This window comes from Flavobacterium sp. (assembly GCF_030146175.1).
GTDB lineage: Bacteria > Bacteroidota > Bacteroidia > Flavobacteriales > Flavobacteriaceae > Flavobacterium.
This window is the reverse complement of the sequence record NZ_JASLCE010000071.1, coordinates 1-18,847: the sequence shown is the minus strand read 5'-3', so window position 1 is coordinate 18,847 and position 18,847 is coordinate 1. Positions and strand designations below refer to the sequence as shown.

Sequence of the window (18,847 nt, the reverse complement as noted above, 5' to 3'; positions counted from 1 at the left end):
GATTCGAACCCAGGACCCCATCATTAAAAGTGATGTGCTCTACCAGCTGAGCTACCGAGTCTGTAATCATTTCCTGATTGCGGGTGCAAATATAAGGCCTATTTTTTATTATACAAGACTTTTTTGGTTTAAATTTGTGTTTTTTTTAAAGCCTGTTTTTAAGTTTCTGTTAACGAGACATTTATTATTATGCATAAAATTATTCTTATAGGTTATATGGGCTCGGGGAAGTCAACAATTGGGGAATTATTGTCTCAAAAGACTTCGATTCCGGCTTTCGATCTGGATCAGATTATTGAAGAAGCGACTCAGAAGACCATCACGGAATTGTTTTCCGAATCCGGAGAAATCAAATTTCGTAAGCTGGAACACGAAAAATTGAAATCGTTTATCGCCGAGAATGATAGTTATATATTAAGCCTTGGGGGAGGTGCTCCCTGTTATGCGAATAATCACGAGTTTCTAAAATTGGATGGAATCACATCGGTTTATCTGAAAGCTTCCATAAAAGAGCTGCTGGCGCGTTTGGAAAATGAACGCCACAACCGACCGTTATTAGCCGGATTAAATGATGAAGAAGTTGAGGAGTTTATTGCTAAGCACCTTTTCGACAGGAGTTATTTTTACCATCAGGCGAAACATGTCGTATCGGTCGATGGTAAAAATCCTGACGCTATTGTAAATGAGATAAAAGGGCTTTTAGCTTAAATAAGCATATTCTTCCGACTCTTCGAAAACGACTTGTATGTGTTCCAATAGGGAAGTAGATAAGGATAATCCTTTAAAATCGGCTTTTACCGGGTATTTTTTGTGATTTCGGTCGACCAGTACCGCAGTTTTGAATTTCTTTAACGGTACGTCAAGGAAATGCTTTACACCGTAGATCAAAGTGGTGCCGGAGTTTAGTACATCGTCGATCAATACCAGGTTTTTGTTGGTATATTCTTCCGGAGTTAACGAAGTCTGAATGGCTTGCTGCGGTTGTGTTTTGTTAATTTTAACCTCACACAGTACAATGTTAAGATCGGAAATCTGCTTTAGTTCGCGGGCTATTTTCTGAGCAAAAATATAACCGTTGGCGGCAATTCCGGCCAAAACCACCTCTTGTTCGTCGGCAAAGGTTTCGTAGATCTGATAAGCGATTCGCTTGGTTTTATGATTGATTTCCTGTTGTGTCAGAATGATATTCTTCATGGCTGTTGTGTTGTTGTTGTGTTATTTTTTTTCAAAGATAAAAAACAGTTCCCGATCCTGTCTCGGTTTTATCGAATTGTGCGCGCGTTCCAGTGTTTTAATTACAAAAGTATCCGAAAATAGCTTACGGTATTCGGTTTCACTTCCGCCAAACGGAGGTCCGACTTCGGTTAGCGGAAAGTCAAATAATAAACCGGCTATTTTGCCACCCGGATTTAGAATGTTGTGCATCTTGGATGCATATTTGGGGCGTAATTCCGGCGACAAAGCGCAGAAAAAGGTTTGTTCCAATACGAGATCAAAAGTGTGCTGCAATTCGAAAAAATCTCCCTGAATTAATTGCGCATCCGGGAAAGCGGGATTTCGCAATTTAATGTTCTCTAATGGTGTCGGCGCCAGATCAATCACATATACATTATGAAAACCCTGCGAAAAAAGATAATCCAGCTCATGGGCATTACCGGCACCCGGAATTAAGATCTTCAGGTTTTTATTTGTTATTTGATCAATATAGGATTTCATCGGAGCGGTTACCGAACCGGTGTCCCAGGGTGCTTCGTCGTTTTGGTAACGATTTTCCCAATAGTCTTTGTTAAATGTTGTCATCTTCAAAATCAATAGAAGGTTCGTCGGTATAATCGTCAATATCCCGGCGGTCTTTTTTAGTAGGTCTTCCGGTACCTTTGGCTCTATAGTGCTCTTTGGAAAGTCGGAGTAATTCCAGATGTTCAAAAGCTTCTGCCGGTGTCTCGTCTTTACGGTAAATATCGACCAGTTTGGCGCCAACCCGGTTGTCCGGAATATCCAAAACGGTTAAAATATAGTTAATCTGATCTCTGCGTAAGGTAATTTTGTCGGTAGGAAAAACTTCACGTGAAGGTTTGGCAGCCTGCCCATTTACGGTGATATGTCCTTTTTTACATGCCTCAGTAGCAATGTTTCGTGTTTTGTAGTAGCGGACACACCACAAATATTTATCCACTCTCATATGAAAATTCAAAATTCGATGTTAATATTAAAACAAAAATAAAGGAAAATTGTATCTTGCACCGTTAAATTTTATTAATAATGAATAGATTCTTTAAGATAGTGGGAAGCGCATTACTAATGGCAACTCTTTTTGCTTGTGATGATAAAGCTGGTTCCACTGTTGAAATCCGGGATTACGGTCAACAATATGCTTCCGATATCGTCGCTATTGAAAATTATTTGAAAACACACTATATTGTGGTAACTCATAATGCGAATGGTGATGTGGATGAAACAACGATCACTGCTATTCCTGATGGCGGTTCACAGGTTTCGATTTGGGATCAGACGACCTATCCATTGCAATCTAAAATTGTAAAACTACATAATATAGAATATAAGGTATATTATCTGAAACTTGCAGCAGGTACGGGTGATGCACCTTGCGGTATTGATAAAGTATATACTTCTTACCGAGGCTTATTGCTAACGGATGGTCAGTTTGACTATGCGCCTAATGCAACCGAAATTAGTCTTCTTGGTGCTATTAAAGGATGGGAATATACTTTTCCGGAATTTAAAAGAGGTGTAGCTGTTGAAAATCCGGATGGGACCTTAGGTTACAAAGATTACGGAGCCGGTGTGATATTCCTGCCTTCCGGTTTAGGTTATTATTCCAGTTATGTGGGAAGTATTCCGGAATATTCACCATTGGTGTTTACGTTTAAGTTGTTCGATATCCAGTTCCTGGATCAGGATGGTGATGGTGTATTGTCGCGATACGAATACGGTTTTGATGCTAATGGAGCCTTAATCGATACGGATGGTGATGGTGTAGCCGATGTTTTTGATATCGATGATGATAACGATGGTGTTTTAACAAAAGACGAAATCCGTATACCGGGATCAACAACAGGAGCACAATATGCTTATGATCAGATTCCAACCTGTGGTGAAAACGGGAACGGTAAAAAGAAACATTTAGACCCAAGCTGTCATTAATAAATAGAAGTCATAAAAAAACCTCCGTATTTACGGAGGTTTTTTTATGCTTGATTGGCATTATTATTTTCGCTTTACAACTTTTTCAGCGGCCGCTGTGATCGCTTCGTTGTTTAGCTTGTATTTTTCCATTAACTGATCTGGTGTTCCGCTTTCGCCAAAACTATCCTGAACGGCAACATATTCCTGTGGCGCAGGGTTGTGTAACGATAGGGTACGGGCAACGCTTTCGCCTAAACCACCAAGCATATTATGCTCTTCGGCTGTTACGACACATCCGGTTTTAGCAACCGATTTTAGAATTGCTTCTTCATCCAGTGGCTTAATCGTGTGAATGTTGATTACTTCAGCACTGATGCCTTTTGCTTCCAAAGCTTCGGCAGCAATTAACGCTTCCCATACTAAATGTCCGGTAGCAATAATGGTTACATCGGTACCTTCGTTTAATAAAACGGCTTTTCCAATTTCGAAAGTTCCGTTTTCAGGTGTGAAGTTTGGAACCGACGGACGGCCAAAACGCAAATATACCGGACCGTGATGATCGGCAATAGCTAAAGTGGCTGCTTTCGTCTGGTTGTAATCGCAAGTGTTGATTACCGTCATTCCCGGTAACATTTTCATCAAACCGATGTCTTCCAGGATTTGGTGAGTAGCACCGTCTTCTCCTAACGTTAAACCAGCGTGCGAAGCACAGATTTTTACGTTTTTATCCGAATAGGCAACCGATTGACGAATCTGATCGTAAACTCTTCCGGTAGAGAAATTGGCAAAAGTTCCGGTAAATGGAATCTTACCACCAATAGTCATTCCTGCTGCGATTCCAATCATGTTTGCTTCGGCAATTCCGATCTGGAAGAAACGCTCCGGATGGTTCTTTTTAAAATCATCCATCTTTAACGATCCGATCAAATCGGCGCAAAGAGCAACTACATTTTCATTCTTTTGTCCTAATTCGGTTAATCCAGCTCCGAAACCGGAACGGGTGTCTTTATTTCCTGTGTTGGTATATTTTTTCATTGTCGACTTTAAATTAAATAAGGGTGTAACGGAACGGCGGCTTAATAATCGCCTAAAGTTTCAGGGTTCTGTGCCAATGCGCTTTCCAGTTGCGCATCGTTAGGCGCTTTTCCGTGCCAAGCGTGCGTATGCATCATAAAATCAACGCCGTTACCCATTTCGGTGTGTAGTAATACACAAACCGGTTTTCCTTTTCCGGTTCTCGATTTGGCTTCTGTCATTCCTGAAATGATCGCTTCGATGTTATTTCCGTCTTTAATTTCCAAAACATCCCATCCAAAAGCAGTGAACTTAGCATTCAAATCACCTAATGATAAAACTTCTTCGGTAGTACCGTCAATTTGTTTTCCGTTAAGGTCGACAGTAGCAATATAGTTGTCTACTTTTTTAGCGGAAGCATACATTGCAGCTTCCCAGATCTGACCTTCCTGTAATTCACCGTCACCGTGTAAACTATAAACAATATGATTGTCTCCGTTTAATTTTTTGGTTAAGGCAGCACCAATAGCTACCGACATTCCCTGTCCTAACGATCCGGATGCTACGCGAATACCCGGTAGTCCTTCATGTGTCGTTGGGTGTCCCTGTAAACGGGAATTGATTAGACGGAAAGTAGCCAGTTCCGATACCGGAAAATAACCGCTTCGCGCCAATACGCTGTAAAATACAGGTGAAATATGTCCGTTAGAAAGGAAGAACAAATCTTCTCCAATACCATCCATATCAAAACCTTCTTTGCGGTCCATTAGGTGTTGGTATAAGGTTACAAGGAATTCCGTACATCCAAGAGAACCTCCCGGGTGACCTGAATTTACAGCATGAACCATACGAAGGATATCTCTTCTAACCTGAATTGTTAAGTCGTTTAATTGTTGAGTGTTAGGCTTCATTTTTTATGTAAAAGTTATACTATGGCAAAAATAGCTTTATTTTAAAGATGTACCAAACTCTTTTTCTCTTTATAAATGTAGACTAATAATAAATAGGGAATAGTGATGCGCAGTCTGAACGAAATGTAGTACTTTTAGTAACTCTTTTTAATATTCTATTTCCTGTCAACAAAATGAAACGATTTTTAACGATCTATCTGGATTCGTACCGGGGATTGTCGCGTCCGGCCTGGATGCTGGCTTTGGTTATTTTTATCAACAGAAGTGGTGCTATGGTGCTGCCTTTTCTGGGTATTTATATGACGCAGGCCTTGCATTTTTCGATGAAAGAAGCCGGAACGGTTTTAAGTTGTTTTGGGTTAGGCGCCGTTACCGGATCGTGGTTGGGCGGTTGGTTAACTGACAAAATCGGACATTTTAAAGTGCAAACAACCAGTTTGTTGTTGTCGGTTCCGATGTTTTGTATCTTACCGTTTTTTAAAACAGTGGAAACACTGGCGGTTGGGATTTTTATTTTAAGTGTGATTACCGATTCTTTTCGTCCGGCAAATTCCGTTTCGGTGGCCTATTATGCCAAACCGGAAAATATTACCCGCGCTTTTTCGTTAAACCGAATGGCGATAAATTTGGGCTTTTCCATTGGTCCGGCACTCGGAGGATTGTTGGCGCTTATTTCCTACGACTGGCTTTTCTACGGAAATGCTATCGGTGCGATTGTAGCGGGAACCTTGTTTTTCTTCTATTTCCGAAACCGAAAAGGGAATGAAAACGTACTCAAAAAAGAAGCACATGATACCGAAAAGGAGATCTCACCTTATAAAGACAAGCCGTTTATTTTGTTTAATATATTAACGGCCTTATATGCGATTTGTTTCTTTCAGTTGCTCAGTACGTTGCCGTTGTTTTATAAAGAAATCCATAAATTAACGGAAGCCGATATCGGAATGTTACTGGCTTATAGTGGTATAGTGGTTTTTGCGTTGGAAATGTTATTGGTACATTTAGCCGAACGAAAAATGACATCGGCTCAGGTGATCATCATGGGAACCCTTTTATGTGGATTGTCTTTTTCGATGCTGGTGTTACCGGGTAAATTTACATTGCTATATATTTCCATGTTTGTTTTGTGTATTTCGGAAATATTGGTCATGCCTTTTGTGGCTACCGTAACGGTACAACGTTCCGGAGTCTCAAACCGCGGTGCCTATATGGGATTTGGAGCCTTGGCCTATGCGGTGGCGCATATCGTTTCACCCTATTGCGGAACACGTCTGGCGTCGGCGCATGGATTTGATACGCTTTGGCTGGTAACCGGAGGGATAACGATTCTTACGGCTATAGGCTTTTATGTTGTGATGAAAAAAATGGAATAAAACAGTAGTAGTACGCCGGATGGCAGATGAAATAATCGTTAATATTTTCTAAGTAACCTCCTGTTCAATTGTCGAATTCGATTATCTTTGCCGATTGTAAAAAGTAATTATGAAGTTCGATTTAGTACAGAAAGACCCGTTGTCCAAAGCAAGAGCGGGAAGTATAACTACCGATCACGGTGTAATTGAAACACCAATATTTATGCCAGTAGGAACGGTGGCTTCCGTAAAAGGAGTACACCAGCGTGAATTGAAAAACGATATTAATCCCGATATTATTTTAGGAAATACCTATCATTTATACCTGCGCCCGCAAACGGAAATTCTTGAAAAAGCCGGCGGTTTGCATAAATTCATGAACTGGGATCGCAATATTCTTACGGATAGTGGCGGTTATCAGGTGTATTCGCTTTCTTCCAATCGTAAAATCAAAGAAGAAGGAGTGAAGTTCAAATCGCATATCGATGGTTCGTATCACTTCTTTTCACCCGAAAATGTAATGGAAATCCAACGTACAATTGGTGCCGACATCATCATGGCTTTTGATGAATGTACGCCGTATCCGTGCGATTACCGTTATGCCAAACGTTCGATGCATATGACCCACCGTTGGTTGGATCGTTGTATTGCACATTTGGATAAATTACCGTTTAAATACGGCTACGAACAAACATTTTTCCCGATTGTTCAGGGAAGTACGTATAAAGATTTACGCCAGCAGTCGGCAGAATATATCGCCAGTGTTGGCGCACAAGGAAATGCCATCGGCGGACTTTCTGTTGGAGAACCGGCAGAAGAAATGTATGCCATGACCGAAGTCGTAACGGCTATTTTGCCGGAAGACAAACCGCGTTACCTGATGGGTGTTGGAACTCCAATTAATATCTTGGAAAATATCGCACTGGGAATCGATATGTTCGACTGTGTGATGCCAACCCGTAATGCCCGTAACGGAATGCTGTTTACGGCTAACGGTTCCATCAATATCAAAAACAAAAAATGGGAAGCCGATTTCTCTCCAATCGATGAAATGGGAATCACCTTTGTAGATACGGAATATTCAAAAGCCTATTTACGCCATTTGTTTGCCGCTAACGAATATTTAGGGAAACAGATTGCGACCATTCACAACCTTGGTTTCTATATGTGGTTGGTACGCGAAGCCAGAAAACATATCTTAGCCGGTGATTTCTATCAGTGGAAAGAAAAAATGGTAAAACAAATGAGCCAACGTTTATAATCCGAACGACAACTTTAATTTTCGATAACCCGGATGAGAATAATTGACAAATATATTTTAAAACGTTATCTGGTAACATTTTCGGTAATGTTATTGATGTTTATCCCGATCGGGATTGTAATCGACGTTTCCGAAAAGATCAATAAAATGCTGGCGAACAAAGTTCCGCTAACAGCGATTTTAAAATACTATTACGACTTTACAATATATTTTGCCAACCTGCTTTTTCCGATATTCCTGTTTTTATCGGTAATCTGGTTTACGTCCAAACTGGCCAATAATACCGAAATTATAGCCATTTTAAGTTCGGGAATTTCCTTTACCCGCTTTTTGCGACCTTATATTATCGGAGCAACCCTTGTATCGTTGTTTTCGCTCGTAATGGGCTTCTTTCTGGTGCCTAAAGCCAGTCAGGGATTTAATGATTTTCGTTACAATTATCTCTCCAATAGTCCTACCGTCAGGGAAAACCAGGACGTTTACCGGCAAATCAGTAAAAATGAGTTTATCTATGTGAGTAATTTTAATTACGAATCAAAGGTGGCTTTCAACTTTACGCTGGAGAAATTCAAAGGAAATCAATTGGAGTATAAAATTAATGCCAGTCGGATTAAATGGAATCCGAAGGACAGTACGTATACCTTGTATAATTATTCCAAACGAACTATAGGAGAGCTGAATGATATACTCGAAAAGCGCGATCATAAGGAAATGAAAATGGACTTCGACCTGGAGGATCTTACTCCGGTAGTATATGTGGCCGAAACCATGAATCTGGGCGAGTTAAACCGTTTTATCGAAAAAGAAAAACAACGCGGGTCGCCCAATATTAACACCTATTTGGTCGTAAAATATAAAAAATACAGTATCCCGGTTTCGGCTTTTATCCTTACGATTATTGCCGTTTCTGTTTCTTCGATGAAAAGAAGAGGCGGAATGGGAGTGAACCTGGCATTGGGTATTGCAATTGCCTTTACCTTTATTTTCTTCGATAAGATTTTTGCGACACTGGCCGAAAAATCCAGCGTGCCGCCGTTGGTAGCCGTATGGTTTTCCAATGTCGTATTCGGAATCTTAGCTATTTATCTCCTCAGAAATGCCAAACGATAATATTAAAAGTTACCTACATCTCCATTTAATTGTTTTTATTTGGGGATTCACTGCTATTTTAGGCGGACTGATTTCATTGGATGCGCTACCATTGGTATGGTATCGGATGATGGTCGCTTTGCTACTGGTTTTCCTGTTTTTGCTGGTTCGGAAAAGACCTATCGGAGCCTCGGGAAAAATACTGGCGGGTTTTCTGCTCGGCGGACTCGTTATTGCCTTGCACTGGCTTACATTTTTTATGGCGATTAAAGTCTCCAATATCTCTGTAACGCTGGCTTGCTTATCCACAGGTGCCTTTTTTGCCTCCTTTCTGGAACCGATCTTCTACGGTCGGAAAATGATCTGGTATGAGGTATTGTTCGGTCTTATCGTAATTGTTGGACTGGGGATTATCTTTAATGTCGAAGGCGACCATGTACAGGGGATTATGCTGGCATTGACATCCGCTTTTTTATCGGCATTATTTTCAGTGATCAACGGAAAATTCGCCCAAAAACACGAAGCCTCCGTGATTACGTTTTACGAATTGTTAGGCGGCGTTGGATTTTTAACCCTCTATATGTTGTTTAGCGGTTATTTTACACCGTCGTTTTTTTCACTGTCGTTATCCGATTGTATCTGGCTTTTGGTATTGGGATCGATCTGTACGGCCTATGCCTTTCTGGCTTCGGTAAAAGTGATGAAATACCTGAGTCCGTATACGGTGATGTTAACGATCAATCTGGAACCGATTTACGGGATAATCCTGGCGGTTCTGGTCTTTCAGGATAAAGAAAAAATGAGCCCGTCGTTTTATGTCGGAGCAGCTATAATCCTGCTTACAGTAATCCTGAACGGCGTAGCCAAGAACTATAAAAAAATAAAAACAAATTAATAAATTGTTACTACAATATAAAATGATAATTTATCTTTGTAGGCAAACTAAACCCAAAAAGGTATAAAAAAATGGAATATTTAGATTTTGAACTTCCTATTAAAGAACTTGAAGATCAACTGGATAAATGCCAGATCATCGGCCTTGAATCGGATGTTGACGTATCAAATACTTGCAAGCAAATCGAGAAAAAATTAGAAGAAACCAAAAGGAATATCTATAAAAATCTAACGGCATGGCAACGCGTTCAGTTGTCCAGACATCCAAGCAGACCTTATACTATGGATCACGTTAGAGCCCTTTGTGGGGACACTTTTCTGGAACTTTTCGGAGACAGAGGAGTAAAAGACGATAAAGCGATGATCGGTGGTTTGGGTAAAATCGGTGGTCAGTCGTTTATGATTGTCGGACAACAAAAAGGATACAATACCAAAACCAGACAATACCGTAACTTCGGTATGGCCAATCCGGAAGGATATCGTAAAGCGCTTCGTTTGATGAAAATGGCTGAGAAGTTCGGAATCCCTGTGGTTACCTTAGTGGATACTCCGGGTGCATACCCAGGATTGGAAGCGGAAGAAAGAGGACAAGGGGAAGCCATTGCCAGAAATATTTTCGAAATGATCCGTCTTAAAGTGCCAATCATCACCGTTATTGTTGGTGAAGGTGCTTCCGGTGGTGCTTTGGGAATTGGTGTGGGTGATAAAGTATACATGTTGGAAAACACCTGGTACTCGGTTATCTCTCCGGAATCCTGTTCGTCTATCCTATGGAGAAGCTGGGAATACAAAGAGCAGGCTGCTGAAGCATTAAAACTGACATCGTATGATATGAAAAAACAAAAACTTATCGACGATATTATCCCGGAACCGCTTGGCGGCGCACATTACGACCGTGATACAACTTTCAAAACCGTTGAACAATATATCCTGAAAGGATATAATGAGTTAAAAGACTTATCAACAGAAGAATTGATTGAACAGCGTATGGATAAATACAGCAAAATGGGTGAGTTCAAAGAATAAATTCAATTACTTACAAATACAATCATCCGAAGTCTTACAACTTCGGATTTTTTTTTGGCTTATCAACATTTTTAGATGGGTTATAAACATTCATTGCTCACAATTCAAATTAGTATTACCTAAAAAATGGCTACCTTAGCAGTATGGAAAACCTCAAAAACATAAATCCTATTCGCGTTGACAAAACAACCATCATTAACCTTGAAAAAGGAAAATTGCCACCTCAGGCATTAGACCTGGAAGAAGCGGTTTTGGGCGCGATGATGATCGATAAAAAAGGTGTGGATGAGGTTATTGACATCCTTCAACCCGATGCTTTTTATAAAGATGCACACAAATACATCTTTGAAGCGATTGTTGAACTTTTTAACGACACACAGCCGATTGACTTATTAACGGTATCAGCGCAGTTAAAGAAAAACGCCAAACTGGAGTTATCCGGTGGTGATTTCTACCTGATTCAGTTAACCCAGAAAATTTCATCTTCGGCACACATTGAATTTCACTCGCGTATTATTCTGCAAAAATATATCCAGCGAAGTCTGATCAAAATCTCAAATGAGATTATCGAAGAAAGTTACGACGAAACGACCGATGTATTCGATTTGCTGGACAAAGCCGAGTCAAAACTGTATGAAGTAACACAGGGAAATATCAAACGTAGTTCCGAAACGGCGCAGAGTTTGGTAATTCAGGCGAAAAAACGAATCGAGGAAATTTCCAATAAAGAAGGATTAAGTGGAATCCCAACTGGGTTTCACGATCTGGATAAACTAACATCCGGTTGGCAGCCATCGGATTTGATCATTATTGCAGCACGTCCGGGTATGGGTAAAACAGCTTTCGTACTTTCGATGGCTCGTAATATGGCTATCGATGCCGGTGCGCCCGTGGCTTTATTCTCTCTGGAGATGTCATCCGTACAGTTGATCACCCGTTTGATCTCTTCCGAAACCGGTTTATCGTCCGAAAAACTGCGTACCGGTAAACTTGAAAAACACGAATGGGAACAGCTTTCCATCAAGGTGAAGAACCTCGAAAAAGCACCTTTATATATTGATGATACCCCATCACTTTCCATTTTTGACCTTAGGGCCAAGGCAAGACGTCTGGCTTCGCAATATGGAATTAAAATGATCGTTATCGATTACCTTCAGTTAATGACAGCCGGAGGTGGTGGTAAAGGCGGCGGAAACAGGGAACAGGAGATTTCGACGATTTCCCGAAACTTAAAAGCCCTCGCAAAAGAGTTAAATGTACCGGTAATCGCCCTGTCGCAGTTATCGCGTGCAGTAGAAACCCGTGGTGCCAGTAAACGTCCGTTACTTTCCGACTTAAGGGAGTCCGGAGCGATCGAGCAGGATGCCGATATCGTATCGTTTATTTACCGACCGGAATATTATAAAATTGACGAGTGGGACGACGAAGAGCGTTCACCAACACAAGGTCAGGCCGAGTTTATCGTTGCAAAACACCGTAACGGGGGATTGGATAATATCCGTTTGAAGTTTATCGGAAATCTCGGTAAATTCGACAATCTGGATGACTTTAGCTCGCCTTTCGACGAATTGCCTTCCCGTATGAATATGGATGAAACAGCATTTATCACCAAAAACCTGCCATCGGCCAACGAAGCATTTGGTAGTAATATGAATAATTTCGACGACGACAGTGATGTGCCGTTCTAAAAATAGTATAAGGTCTGCTCTGGCAGGCCTTTTTTTATGCCCTTTTGTTTTTGAAATAGTTTATCTTTGAAAATAAAAATACAGGAATGCGTCTTCGAAATACCCTATATATCATAGCACTAATGTTGGTTTCTTTGTCGGCAAAAGCGGCTTTTATTTTATTGCCGATGGAAGCCGAAGGACAGCAAAATCATCTGAAAGCCTACGGAATTACGTATTGGGCATTGGACAAACACTATAAAGTGAGTTGGTTACTCAATTATCGTGGCGGTTCGTTTTTATTGCCGGATGCGTCGGAAATCCGAAAAGAATGCCAGATCCGTGGGGTTACTTTTGAAGTACTTTCCGATGGGCAAACCAATGGTATTTTAGAAGATATCAGTTCACCTTCTCAGAATATGGAAACCGTAGTGCTGGAAAAAGCACCCAAAATAGCGGTGTATACACCAAAGGGAAAACAACCGTGGGACGATGCCGTGACCTTGGTGCTGACCTATGCCGAGATTCCGTTTACCGCCATTTATGACGAAGAAGTATTAAGTGATGCTTTGTTGTTATACGATTGGTTACACTTACATCACGAGGACTTTACCGGACAATACGGTAAATTTTTTGGAGCCTATCGCAACGCACCCTGGTATATCGAACAAAAAAGAGACGCCGAAGCACTGGCTAAGAAATTGGGTTTTAGTAAAGTTTCACAGGAAAAACTGGCCGTAGCCAATAAAATCCGCGATTTTGTGATTGGTGGTGGTTTTATGTTTGCGATGTGTTCGGCAACCGATAGTTTCGATATCGCTTTGTCGGCCGAAGGTGTGGATATTTGCGAACCAATGTTCGATGGCGACGATAGTGATGCTAATTATCAGTCGCGAATCGATTATAATAAAAGTTTTGCCTTTAAAGATTTTATCCTGGAAAGAAATCCGATGGTTTATGAGTTTTCGGATATCGATATGTCACGAAAACGAAAAGTACTACCGGATAACGATTATTTTTCACTGATGGAATATTCGGCCAAATGGGACCCGATTCCAAGTATGTTGTGTCAGAATCATACACAATTGATCAAAGGTTTTATGGGACAAACAACCGCTTTCGATAGTGAACGAATTAAATCGAGCGTGTTGGTGATGGGTGAAAATAAGGCCAATGGTGAAGCGCGTTACATTCACGGTACAAGAGGAAAAGGAATGTTTACATTTTACGGTGGCCATGATCCGGAAGATTATGAGCACCGCGTAGGGGATGCGCCTACGGTTTTGGATTTGCATCCGAATTCTCCGGGTTATCGCCTGATTTTAAATAATGTATTATTTCCGGCGGCCAGAAAGAAAAAACTAAAAACCTAGCTTTTTGATAGGTCTGCTTTTAGCATATACCGATATAAAGTCTTCCTAAACCGGAAGGCTTTTTTTGTACAATTTGTATAACATTTTTTTCTTAAATGTTTGATTTTTTACTATTTATTTATGATTTGATTACTTTTGTATAACAAAGTGTGATAAATTGCGATTATTTTTAACGGAATCATTGAAAATAAAAATTAATAGTATTATTTTTACACGGAACTTAATCACTTATATATGGCAAAAAATACGATTACTTTGGACACTGCTCAGGAGTGGGCCGACAGATGGAAGAAAAAAAAAGGTGACTATGTAGGGCACCATAAATTAAAGGCATTTTTAGTCCCGGGAATTGACTTTACAGAGGTAATGAGCGAATGTGGCGTTGTCAATGTAAGAGCCTATCTGGGAGTCGACGAAGACCATGTGGAAAAACTAATGATCGTTGGAGTCGATGCCGATGGTAATGATATGATCGATGAAAACAAAGGTTTTTATATTTATGATTTTTCAGAACCTTGCCCAAGTATGTGTAATAAAAAAGCTCCCTTTATCAGTGGAGAATAAAAAACGCTGCTTTTGATTAATTATATCATTTATTTAGGGTATCTGTTTTCGGGAATCAATCTGCTGTTGTATTTGAAAAATTACCGGAAAGAAGAAAAAGCCTATAAAATAGTTACCCTTTATTTGCTGGTTATCGCAATAATCCAGTTTTTTACCAGCTTGCTTAAAAACAACGGAATTCATAATTTGTTCCTGTCGCATTTCTATTTTATCCTGCAAATGGTGTTTTTAAGTTTCTTTTATCTGGAAATTCTGGAGCAGAAAGTGCAACGACGAATCGTACGAACTTGTTTAATGACGTGTTTATGCGTTCTCGGAATACAATATCTAACCGATAAAGAGCTGTTTTTTCGCTTTAATCTGTTCGAAATTTTTATTACATCATATTTGATCATTATTTATTCGATGTTTCATTTTTATAACCTGTTAAATAAGGAAAAGCGCTATTACTATATCAATACCGGTATATTGGTGTATTTGTTCGGAAGCACGGTGTTGTTTCTTTCCGGAAATCTGATCAACACCTTACAACTCGAATCCCGAAATGTGGTCTGGTTGTTAAATGCAACTCTTGTGGTAATCTATCAACTGTTTATCTTTATCGAATGGCGAAAGCGTTCCCTGAAAAAAAACGAAGTCTATGAATAATCTCAATCCAAAAGATATGGAAATAATCAGTGCGGTAATCTATACGTTTATCGCGTTTGTCCTGATGATTATCGCCGTATTGTTTTTTGTGTATTATTCCCGGAAAAAAATCATCCAGAAGGAACTCGAAAAGAAAGATCTTGAAATCGATTACCAGAAAAAACTGTTGCAGGCTACCATTCTTACACAGGAAAAGGAACGGGAGCGAATTGCTCAGGATTTGCACGACGATATCAGTTCCAAGCTTAATATTATTACGCTAAACAGCCATTTGCTAACTTCAGCCGATTTATCGCCTGCCGAAGTACAGGAAATAACCGGAAATATTATTTCCACCACCGGTGTCGTATTGGAAAGTTCCCGTACGATCGCCCATAATTTATTACCGCCAATATTAGACAAATTCGGATTGCATGCGGCCATCGACGAACTTTGTCAGCAAAGTAGTGGCGGTGCCATACAAATTGAATATAGTAACGATGCAAAACAACGGACTTTTGATACGCTTCCGGTCGAACAGCACTTGCATATTTTTAGAATTTTACAAGAATTGATCAACAATTCACTGCGGCATGGAAAAGCATCCCGGATTGCGATTGTTTTTACGAAGGATAACAATGGTTTTTATTGCAATTATTCCGATAACGGTAGTGGTTTTGATACCAGCGATATTAAAAAACTGGCTGGCTTGGGAATGAAAAATATCGAAAGTCGGGTTGCAATGTTGGAAGGAGAACTACGCGTAGAAAGCGAAATTAATAAGGGAATTCATGTCACAATAAATTTTTAGCACCTATGATCAAAATTATTTTAGTCGACGATGAAGCCTTATTCCGAAAAGGAATAGCTTTTATCCTGCAACGGGAAAAAAACTTCGAAATACTTTTTGAAGCGTCCAATGGCGGGGAACTGATTGATTACCTAAATCTGAACGAGCAACGTTTGCCCGATATTATTTTGATGGATCTTAAAATGCCTATGGTAAACGGTGTCGAAGCGACCAAATTCATTCATCGCCGGTATCCGCAAATCAAAATTATCGCGCTCACCAGTTACGATTCCAAACCGTTTATTGCCAATATGGTTCAGGTTGGTGCGGCATCCTATCTGGTTAAAAATGCGTCACCAATCGAAATGCTGTTTACCATTAATGAGGTGATGGACAAAGGTTTTTACTACAACGATTTTGTGATGCAGGTAGTGAATGAGAACATGATTCTTGAACAGAAAAAATCCAAAACCAATCTGGATGAAGATTATCTGACGAATCGGGAAATCGAAATTCTTCGACTGATCTGTGGTCAGATGAATACAAACGAGATCGCCGAAAAATTGTTTATTAGTCCAAGAACTGTAGAAGGGCATCGTAACAATCTGTTGTTGAAGACCGATTCTAAAAATGTGGCCGGATTGGTGGTTTATGCCATCCAGAACAAGATTGTCAGTCTCGATAGTTTGTCGTTTCAATAACGACAGTTTTTAGGAAAAAGCATATTTTTGTGGTTCAATTAAAGCGAACGCATGAATTATACGGCCATTCTTCAGGAAATATACCAACAAATAAAACGATTACCGGTTACCGGAACTGTTACGGAAACCATTCCCGAATTGGCTAAAATTGATCCCGATAAGTTCGGAATGCACCTTACAACACTCAATGGTGATGATTTTGGTATTGGGAATAGTGACGAAAAATTCTCCATTCAGAGTATTTCCAAAACACTAACGGTTGCCATGGCGTTTTCGCTATTGGGCGAACGGATGTGGGAACGGGTAGGAGTAGAACCTTCCGGGAATCCGTTTAATTCGCTTGTTCAGTTGGAATACGAAAAAGGAATACCGCGCAATCCGTTTATTAATGCCGGAGCGATTGTGGTAGCCGATATGTTGGTATCGCAATTAAAAGATCCTAAAAATGAATTTCTGAATTTTGTTCGAACCTTGTCCGGAAGTCCGAATATAGACTTTAATCGCAGTGTGGCCGAATCGGAAAAGCAAACCGGATTTCGGAATGTGGCCTTGGCGAATTTTATCAAATCGTTTGGTAATATCGAAAACGATGTAGATACCGTTCTGGATTTTTACTTTTTTCAATGTTCTATTGAAATGAGCTGTAAAGAACTGGCACATGCTTTTTTCTTTTTTGCCAATGGCGGAATCACCAAAAGCGGTCAGCAGGTGCTCACACAAAGTCAGGCGAAACGTTTAAATGCGCTAATGCAGATGTGTGGTTTTTACGATGAATCCGGCGAGTTTACTTATAAAGTAGGATTACCCGGCAAAAGCGGAATCGGTGGTGGTATTGCGGCATTATATCCTAAAAATTTTACCGTTACAACCTGGAGTCCGCGATTAAACGAAAAAGGAAATTCGGAATTGGGAATGAATGCGCTTGAGCTACTCACAACCAAAACCGGAATGTCGATCTTTTAAAACTGGATTATACTTCTATTTCGAACTGTTGAATCGATCGGCGCTCCAATTTTTTTGTCGGTTTTCGTCCTGAAACGACCAAACCAGAATACGTGTTACTTTATTTCCCTGTTCCATATTGACAGTCTTTACTGTTACGGCTTTGACTTTCTTTAAAACGGAATACAACGCTTTTAGATTTTCATTTTTGGAAACCAAAGTCGAAAACCACAGGCATTGCGATTGGAAGTGTACGCTTTCATAAATCATGTTTGTGATAAACGCGCGTTCGCCGCCTTCACACCATAATTCGTTATTTTGTCCGCTAAAGTTAAGCACTGGTTTTCCGGCTGTATTTTTTCCGAGGTTTTTGAGTTTTCGTTCGGTTCCTTTGGTAGCCGCTTCTCTCGAATCGTGGAATGGCGGATTGCAAATCGTAAAATCGAATTGTTCCGTTTCACCAATGATATTTTTAAAAACCTGACGCTTGCTGGGTTGTAAACGAAGGCGAATCTCATTTTTAAGATTCGGATTTTTTAAAACGATCGTTTCGGCTGTATTCTTAGCCGGTTTGTCTACTTCTGTCCCAATAAATGACCATCCATATTCCTGATGACCAATGATCGGATAAATACAACTGGCACCGGTTCCGATATCGAGGATACGTACCGTATTCCCGGTTGGGATTTTTCCGGAATTGTTTTCGGCTAAAATATCCGCGATATAATGGATATAATCGGCACGTCCCGGGATAGGAGGACAAAGGTTGGTTTTGGGAAGTTCCCAGTAATCGATCGCGTAATAGGCCTTTAAAAGACTTTTATTAAGCATTCTAACGGCATCGGGATTGGCAAAATCAATACTCGTATCACCAAACGGAGTAGTGGTGGTATAGGCTTCCAGTTCGGGATAGACCGAAATCAGGAAATCAAAATCGTAACGACTGTTGTGTTGGTTACGCGGATGTAAGGTTTTGGCAGTGCCGGAAGAAATATCTTTTTTCATTTGAATACAATAGGCGACAAAGGTAGTACAATTATAAAGAAACCGAAATGTTTCTGATGTTCACTAAAACAAAAAACCCATTCATAAGAATGGGCTTTGTAATAAGTAAGATAAATATGTTTAACAAACGTTTTTTATTTAATTTTAGTTACGATAGCTGCGAAAGCCTCAGGGTGGTTCATTGCTAAATCGGCAAGAACTTTACGGTTCAATTCGATGTTGTTAGCTTTGATTTTACCCATGAATTGAGAATAACTCATTCCGTGTAAACGTGCACCAGCGTTAATACGCATAATCCATAATGCACGGAAATTTCTCTTTTTTTGCTTTCTTCCACGGTAAGCATATTGCATTGCTTTTTCAACCGCGTTTTTCGCTACTGTCCAAACGTTTTTACGTCTTCCAAAGAATCCTTTGGCTTGCTTCAAAATTCTTTTTCTTCTTGCTCTTGAAGCTACTGAGTTTACTGATCTTGCCATTTCTA

General features: G+C 40.1%; 21 protein-coding genes. 14 read left to right on the top strand and 7 right to left on the bottom strand.

The window, feature by feature from the left end:
* Positions 1-189 precede the first annotated feature (189 nt).
* Positions 190-708, top strand: coding sequence for a shikimate kinase (locus Q1R07_RS08390; RefSeq protein WP_300488511.1), 519 nt, complete (start codon positions 190-192; stop codon positions 706-708).
* Here the strand turns inward: Q1R07_RS08390 and Q1R07_RS08385 are convergent.
* From Q1R07_RS08385 to Q1R07_RS08375, 3 genes are read right to left on the bottom strand one after another with little or no spacing between them, the layout of a single operon-like run.
* Positions 700-1,194 (bottom strand): phosphoribosyltransferase family protein, encoded by a 495-nt coding sequence (locus Q1R07_RS08385; RefSeq protein WP_300488508.1) that lies wholly within the window; start codon positions 1,192-1,194, stop codon positions 700-702. The two genes, Q1R07_RS08390 and Q1R07_RS08385, sit on opposite strands and share 9 nt — an antisense overlap.
* Before the next feature lie 21 nt (positions 1,195-1,215).
* The gene (locus Q1R07_RS08380; protein WP_300488505.1) at positions 1,216-1,800 is read right to left on the bottom strand and encodes a methyltransferase domain-containing protein; all 585 of its coding nucleotides are present in this window, start codon (positions 1,798-1,800) and stop codon (positions 1,216-1,218) included.
* A complete protein-coding gene (locus tag Q1R07_RS08375; protein WP_136403208.1) occupies positions 1,787-2,182 on the bottom strand; it encodes an RNA-binding S4 domain-containing protein in 396 nt (131 codons plus the stop codon). The genes Q1R07_RS08380 and Q1R07_RS08375 overlap by 14 nt, the downstream gene beginning before the upstream one ends.
* Positions 2,183-2,262: 80 nt before the next feature.
* Between Q1R07_RS08375 and Q1R07_RS08370 the strand changes: the two genes are divergently transcribed.
* Entirely contained in the window at positions 2,263-3,165 is a 903-nt protein-coding gene (locus Q1R07_RS08370; RefSeq protein ID WP_300488501.1) for an FKBP-type peptidylprolyl isomerase, read from the top strand.
* Between the two features lie 63 nt (positions 3,166-3,228).
* Here Q1R07_RS08370 and Q1R07_RS08365 read toward each other — a convergent pair whose 3' ends face one another.
* Together Q1R07_RS08365 and Q1R07_RS08360 are read right to left on the bottom strand one after the other, a co-directional pair.
* On the bottom strand, positions 3,229-4,182 hold the full coding sequence (locus Q1R07_RS08365) for a transketolase C-terminal domain-containing protein (protein ID WP_300488498.1): 954 nt from the start codon (positions 4,180-4,182) through the stop codon (positions 3,229-3,231).
* Positions 4,183-4,223: 41 nt separating this feature from the next.
* Entirely contained in the window at positions 4,224-5,072 is an 849-nt protein-coding gene (locus tag Q1R07_RS08360) for a transketolase (RefSeq protein WP_300488495.1), read from the bottom strand.
* A gap of 173 nt (positions 5,073-5,245) precedes the next feature.
* Between Q1R07_RS08360 and Q1R07_RS08355 the strand changes: the two genes are divergently transcribed.
* From Q1R07_RS08355 to Q1R07_RS08300, 12 genes are all read left to right on the top strand, one after another.
* Positions 5,246-6,445 (top strand): MFS transporter, encoded by a 1,200-nt coding sequence (locus tag Q1R07_RS08355; RefSeq protein ID WP_300488492.1) that lies wholly within the window; start codon positions 5,246-5,248, stop codon positions 6,443-6,445.
* 109 nt (positions 6,446-6,554) lie between these two features.
* On the top strand, positions 6,555-7,685 hold the full coding sequence (gene tgt / locus Q1R07_RS08350) for a tRNA guanosine(34) transglycosylase Tgt (RefSeq protein ID WP_300488489.1): 1,131 nt from the start codon (positions 6,555-6,557) through the stop codon (positions 7,683-7,685).
* 33 nt (positions 7,686-7,718) lie between these two features.
* Positions 7,719-8,795, top strand: a complete 1,077-nt coding sequence (locus Q1R07_RS08345; protein ID WP_300488486.1) for an LptF/LptG family permease — start codon at positions 7,719-7,721, stop codon at positions 8,793-8,795.
* Positions 8,782-9,669 carry a DMT family transporter gene (locus tag Q1R07_RS08340; protein WP_300488484.1) on the top strand — a complete coding sequence of 296 codons (888 nt, stop codon included), beginning with the start codon at positions 8,782-8,784 and terminating at the stop codon, positions 9,667-9,669. The genes Q1R07_RS08345 and Q1R07_RS08340 overlap by 14 nt, the downstream gene beginning before the upstream one ends.
* Positions 9,670-9,740: 71 nt before the next feature.
* On the top strand, positions 9,741-10,694 hold the full coding sequence (locus tag Q1R07_RS08335) for an acetyl-CoA carboxylase carboxyltransferase subunit alpha (protein ID WP_300488481.1): 954 nt from the start codon (positions 9,741-9,743) through the stop codon (positions 10,692-10,694).
* Between the two features lie 143 nt (positions 10,695-10,837).
* The gene (dnaB, locus tag Q1R07_RS08330; protein WP_300488479.1) at positions 10,838-12,382 is read left to right on the top strand and encodes a replicative DNA helicase; all 1,545 of its coding nucleotides are present in this window, start codon (positions 10,838-10,840) and stop codon (positions 12,380-12,382) included.
* A gap of 86 nt (positions 12,383-12,468) precedes the next feature.
* Positions 12,469-13,734, top strand: a complete 1,266-nt coding sequence (locus Q1R07_RS08325) for an asparagine synthetase B (protein ID WP_300488477.1) — start codon at positions 12,469-12,471, stop codon at positions 13,732-13,734.
* Positions 13,735-13,968: 234 nt separating this feature from the next.
* Positions 13,969-14,298, top strand: coding sequence for a hypothetical protein (locus Q1R07_RS08320; RefSeq protein WP_300488474.1), 330 nt, complete (start codon positions 13,969-13,971; stop codon positions 14,296-14,298).
* A gap of 12 nt (positions 14,299-14,310) precedes the next feature.
* Entirely contained in the window at positions 14,311-14,946 is a 636-nt protein-coding gene (locus tag Q1R07_RS08315) for a hypothetical protein (protein WP_300488471.1), read from the top strand.
* The gene (locus Q1R07_RS08310; protein ID WP_300488468.1) at positions 14,939-15,736 is read left to right on the top strand and encodes an ATP-binding protein; all 798 of its coding nucleotides are present in this window, start codon (positions 14,939-14,941) and stop codon (positions 15,734-15,736) included. Before Q1R07_RS08315 ends, Q1R07_RS08310 begins: the two co-directional genes overlap by 8 nt.
* A 5-nt stretch (positions 15,737-15,741) precedes the next feature.
* A complete protein-coding gene (locus tag Q1R07_RS08305; protein WP_300488465.1) occupies positions 15,742-16,416 on the top strand; it encodes a response regulator transcription factor in 675 nt (224 codons plus the stop codon).
* A 51-nt stretch (positions 16,417-16,467) separates the two neighbouring features.
* Positions 16,468-17,379, top strand: coding sequence for a glutaminase (locus tag Q1R07_RS08300; protein WP_300488461.1), 912 nt, complete (start codon positions 16,468-16,470; stop codon positions 17,377-17,379).
* A gap of 15 nt (positions 17,380-17,394) precedes the next feature.
* On the opposite strand, the gene rlmF is transcribed toward Q1R07_RS08300, so the two are convergent.
* On the bottom strand, positions 17,395-18,363 hold the full coding sequence (gene rlmF / locus Q1R07_RS08295; protein WP_300488459.1) for a 23S rRNA (adenine(1618)-N(6))-methyltransferase RlmF: 969 nt from the start codon (positions 18,361-18,363) through the stop codon (positions 17,395-17,397).
* A 134-nt stretch (positions 18,364-18,497) separates the two neighbouring features.
* Positions 18,498-18,842, bottom strand: a complete 345-nt coding sequence (gene rplT, locus Q1R07_RS08290) for a 50S ribosomal protein L20 (RefSeq protein ID WP_300488514.1) — start codon at positions 18,840-18,842, stop codon at positions 18,498-18,500.
* Positions 18,843-18,847: the final 5 nt, after the last annotated feature.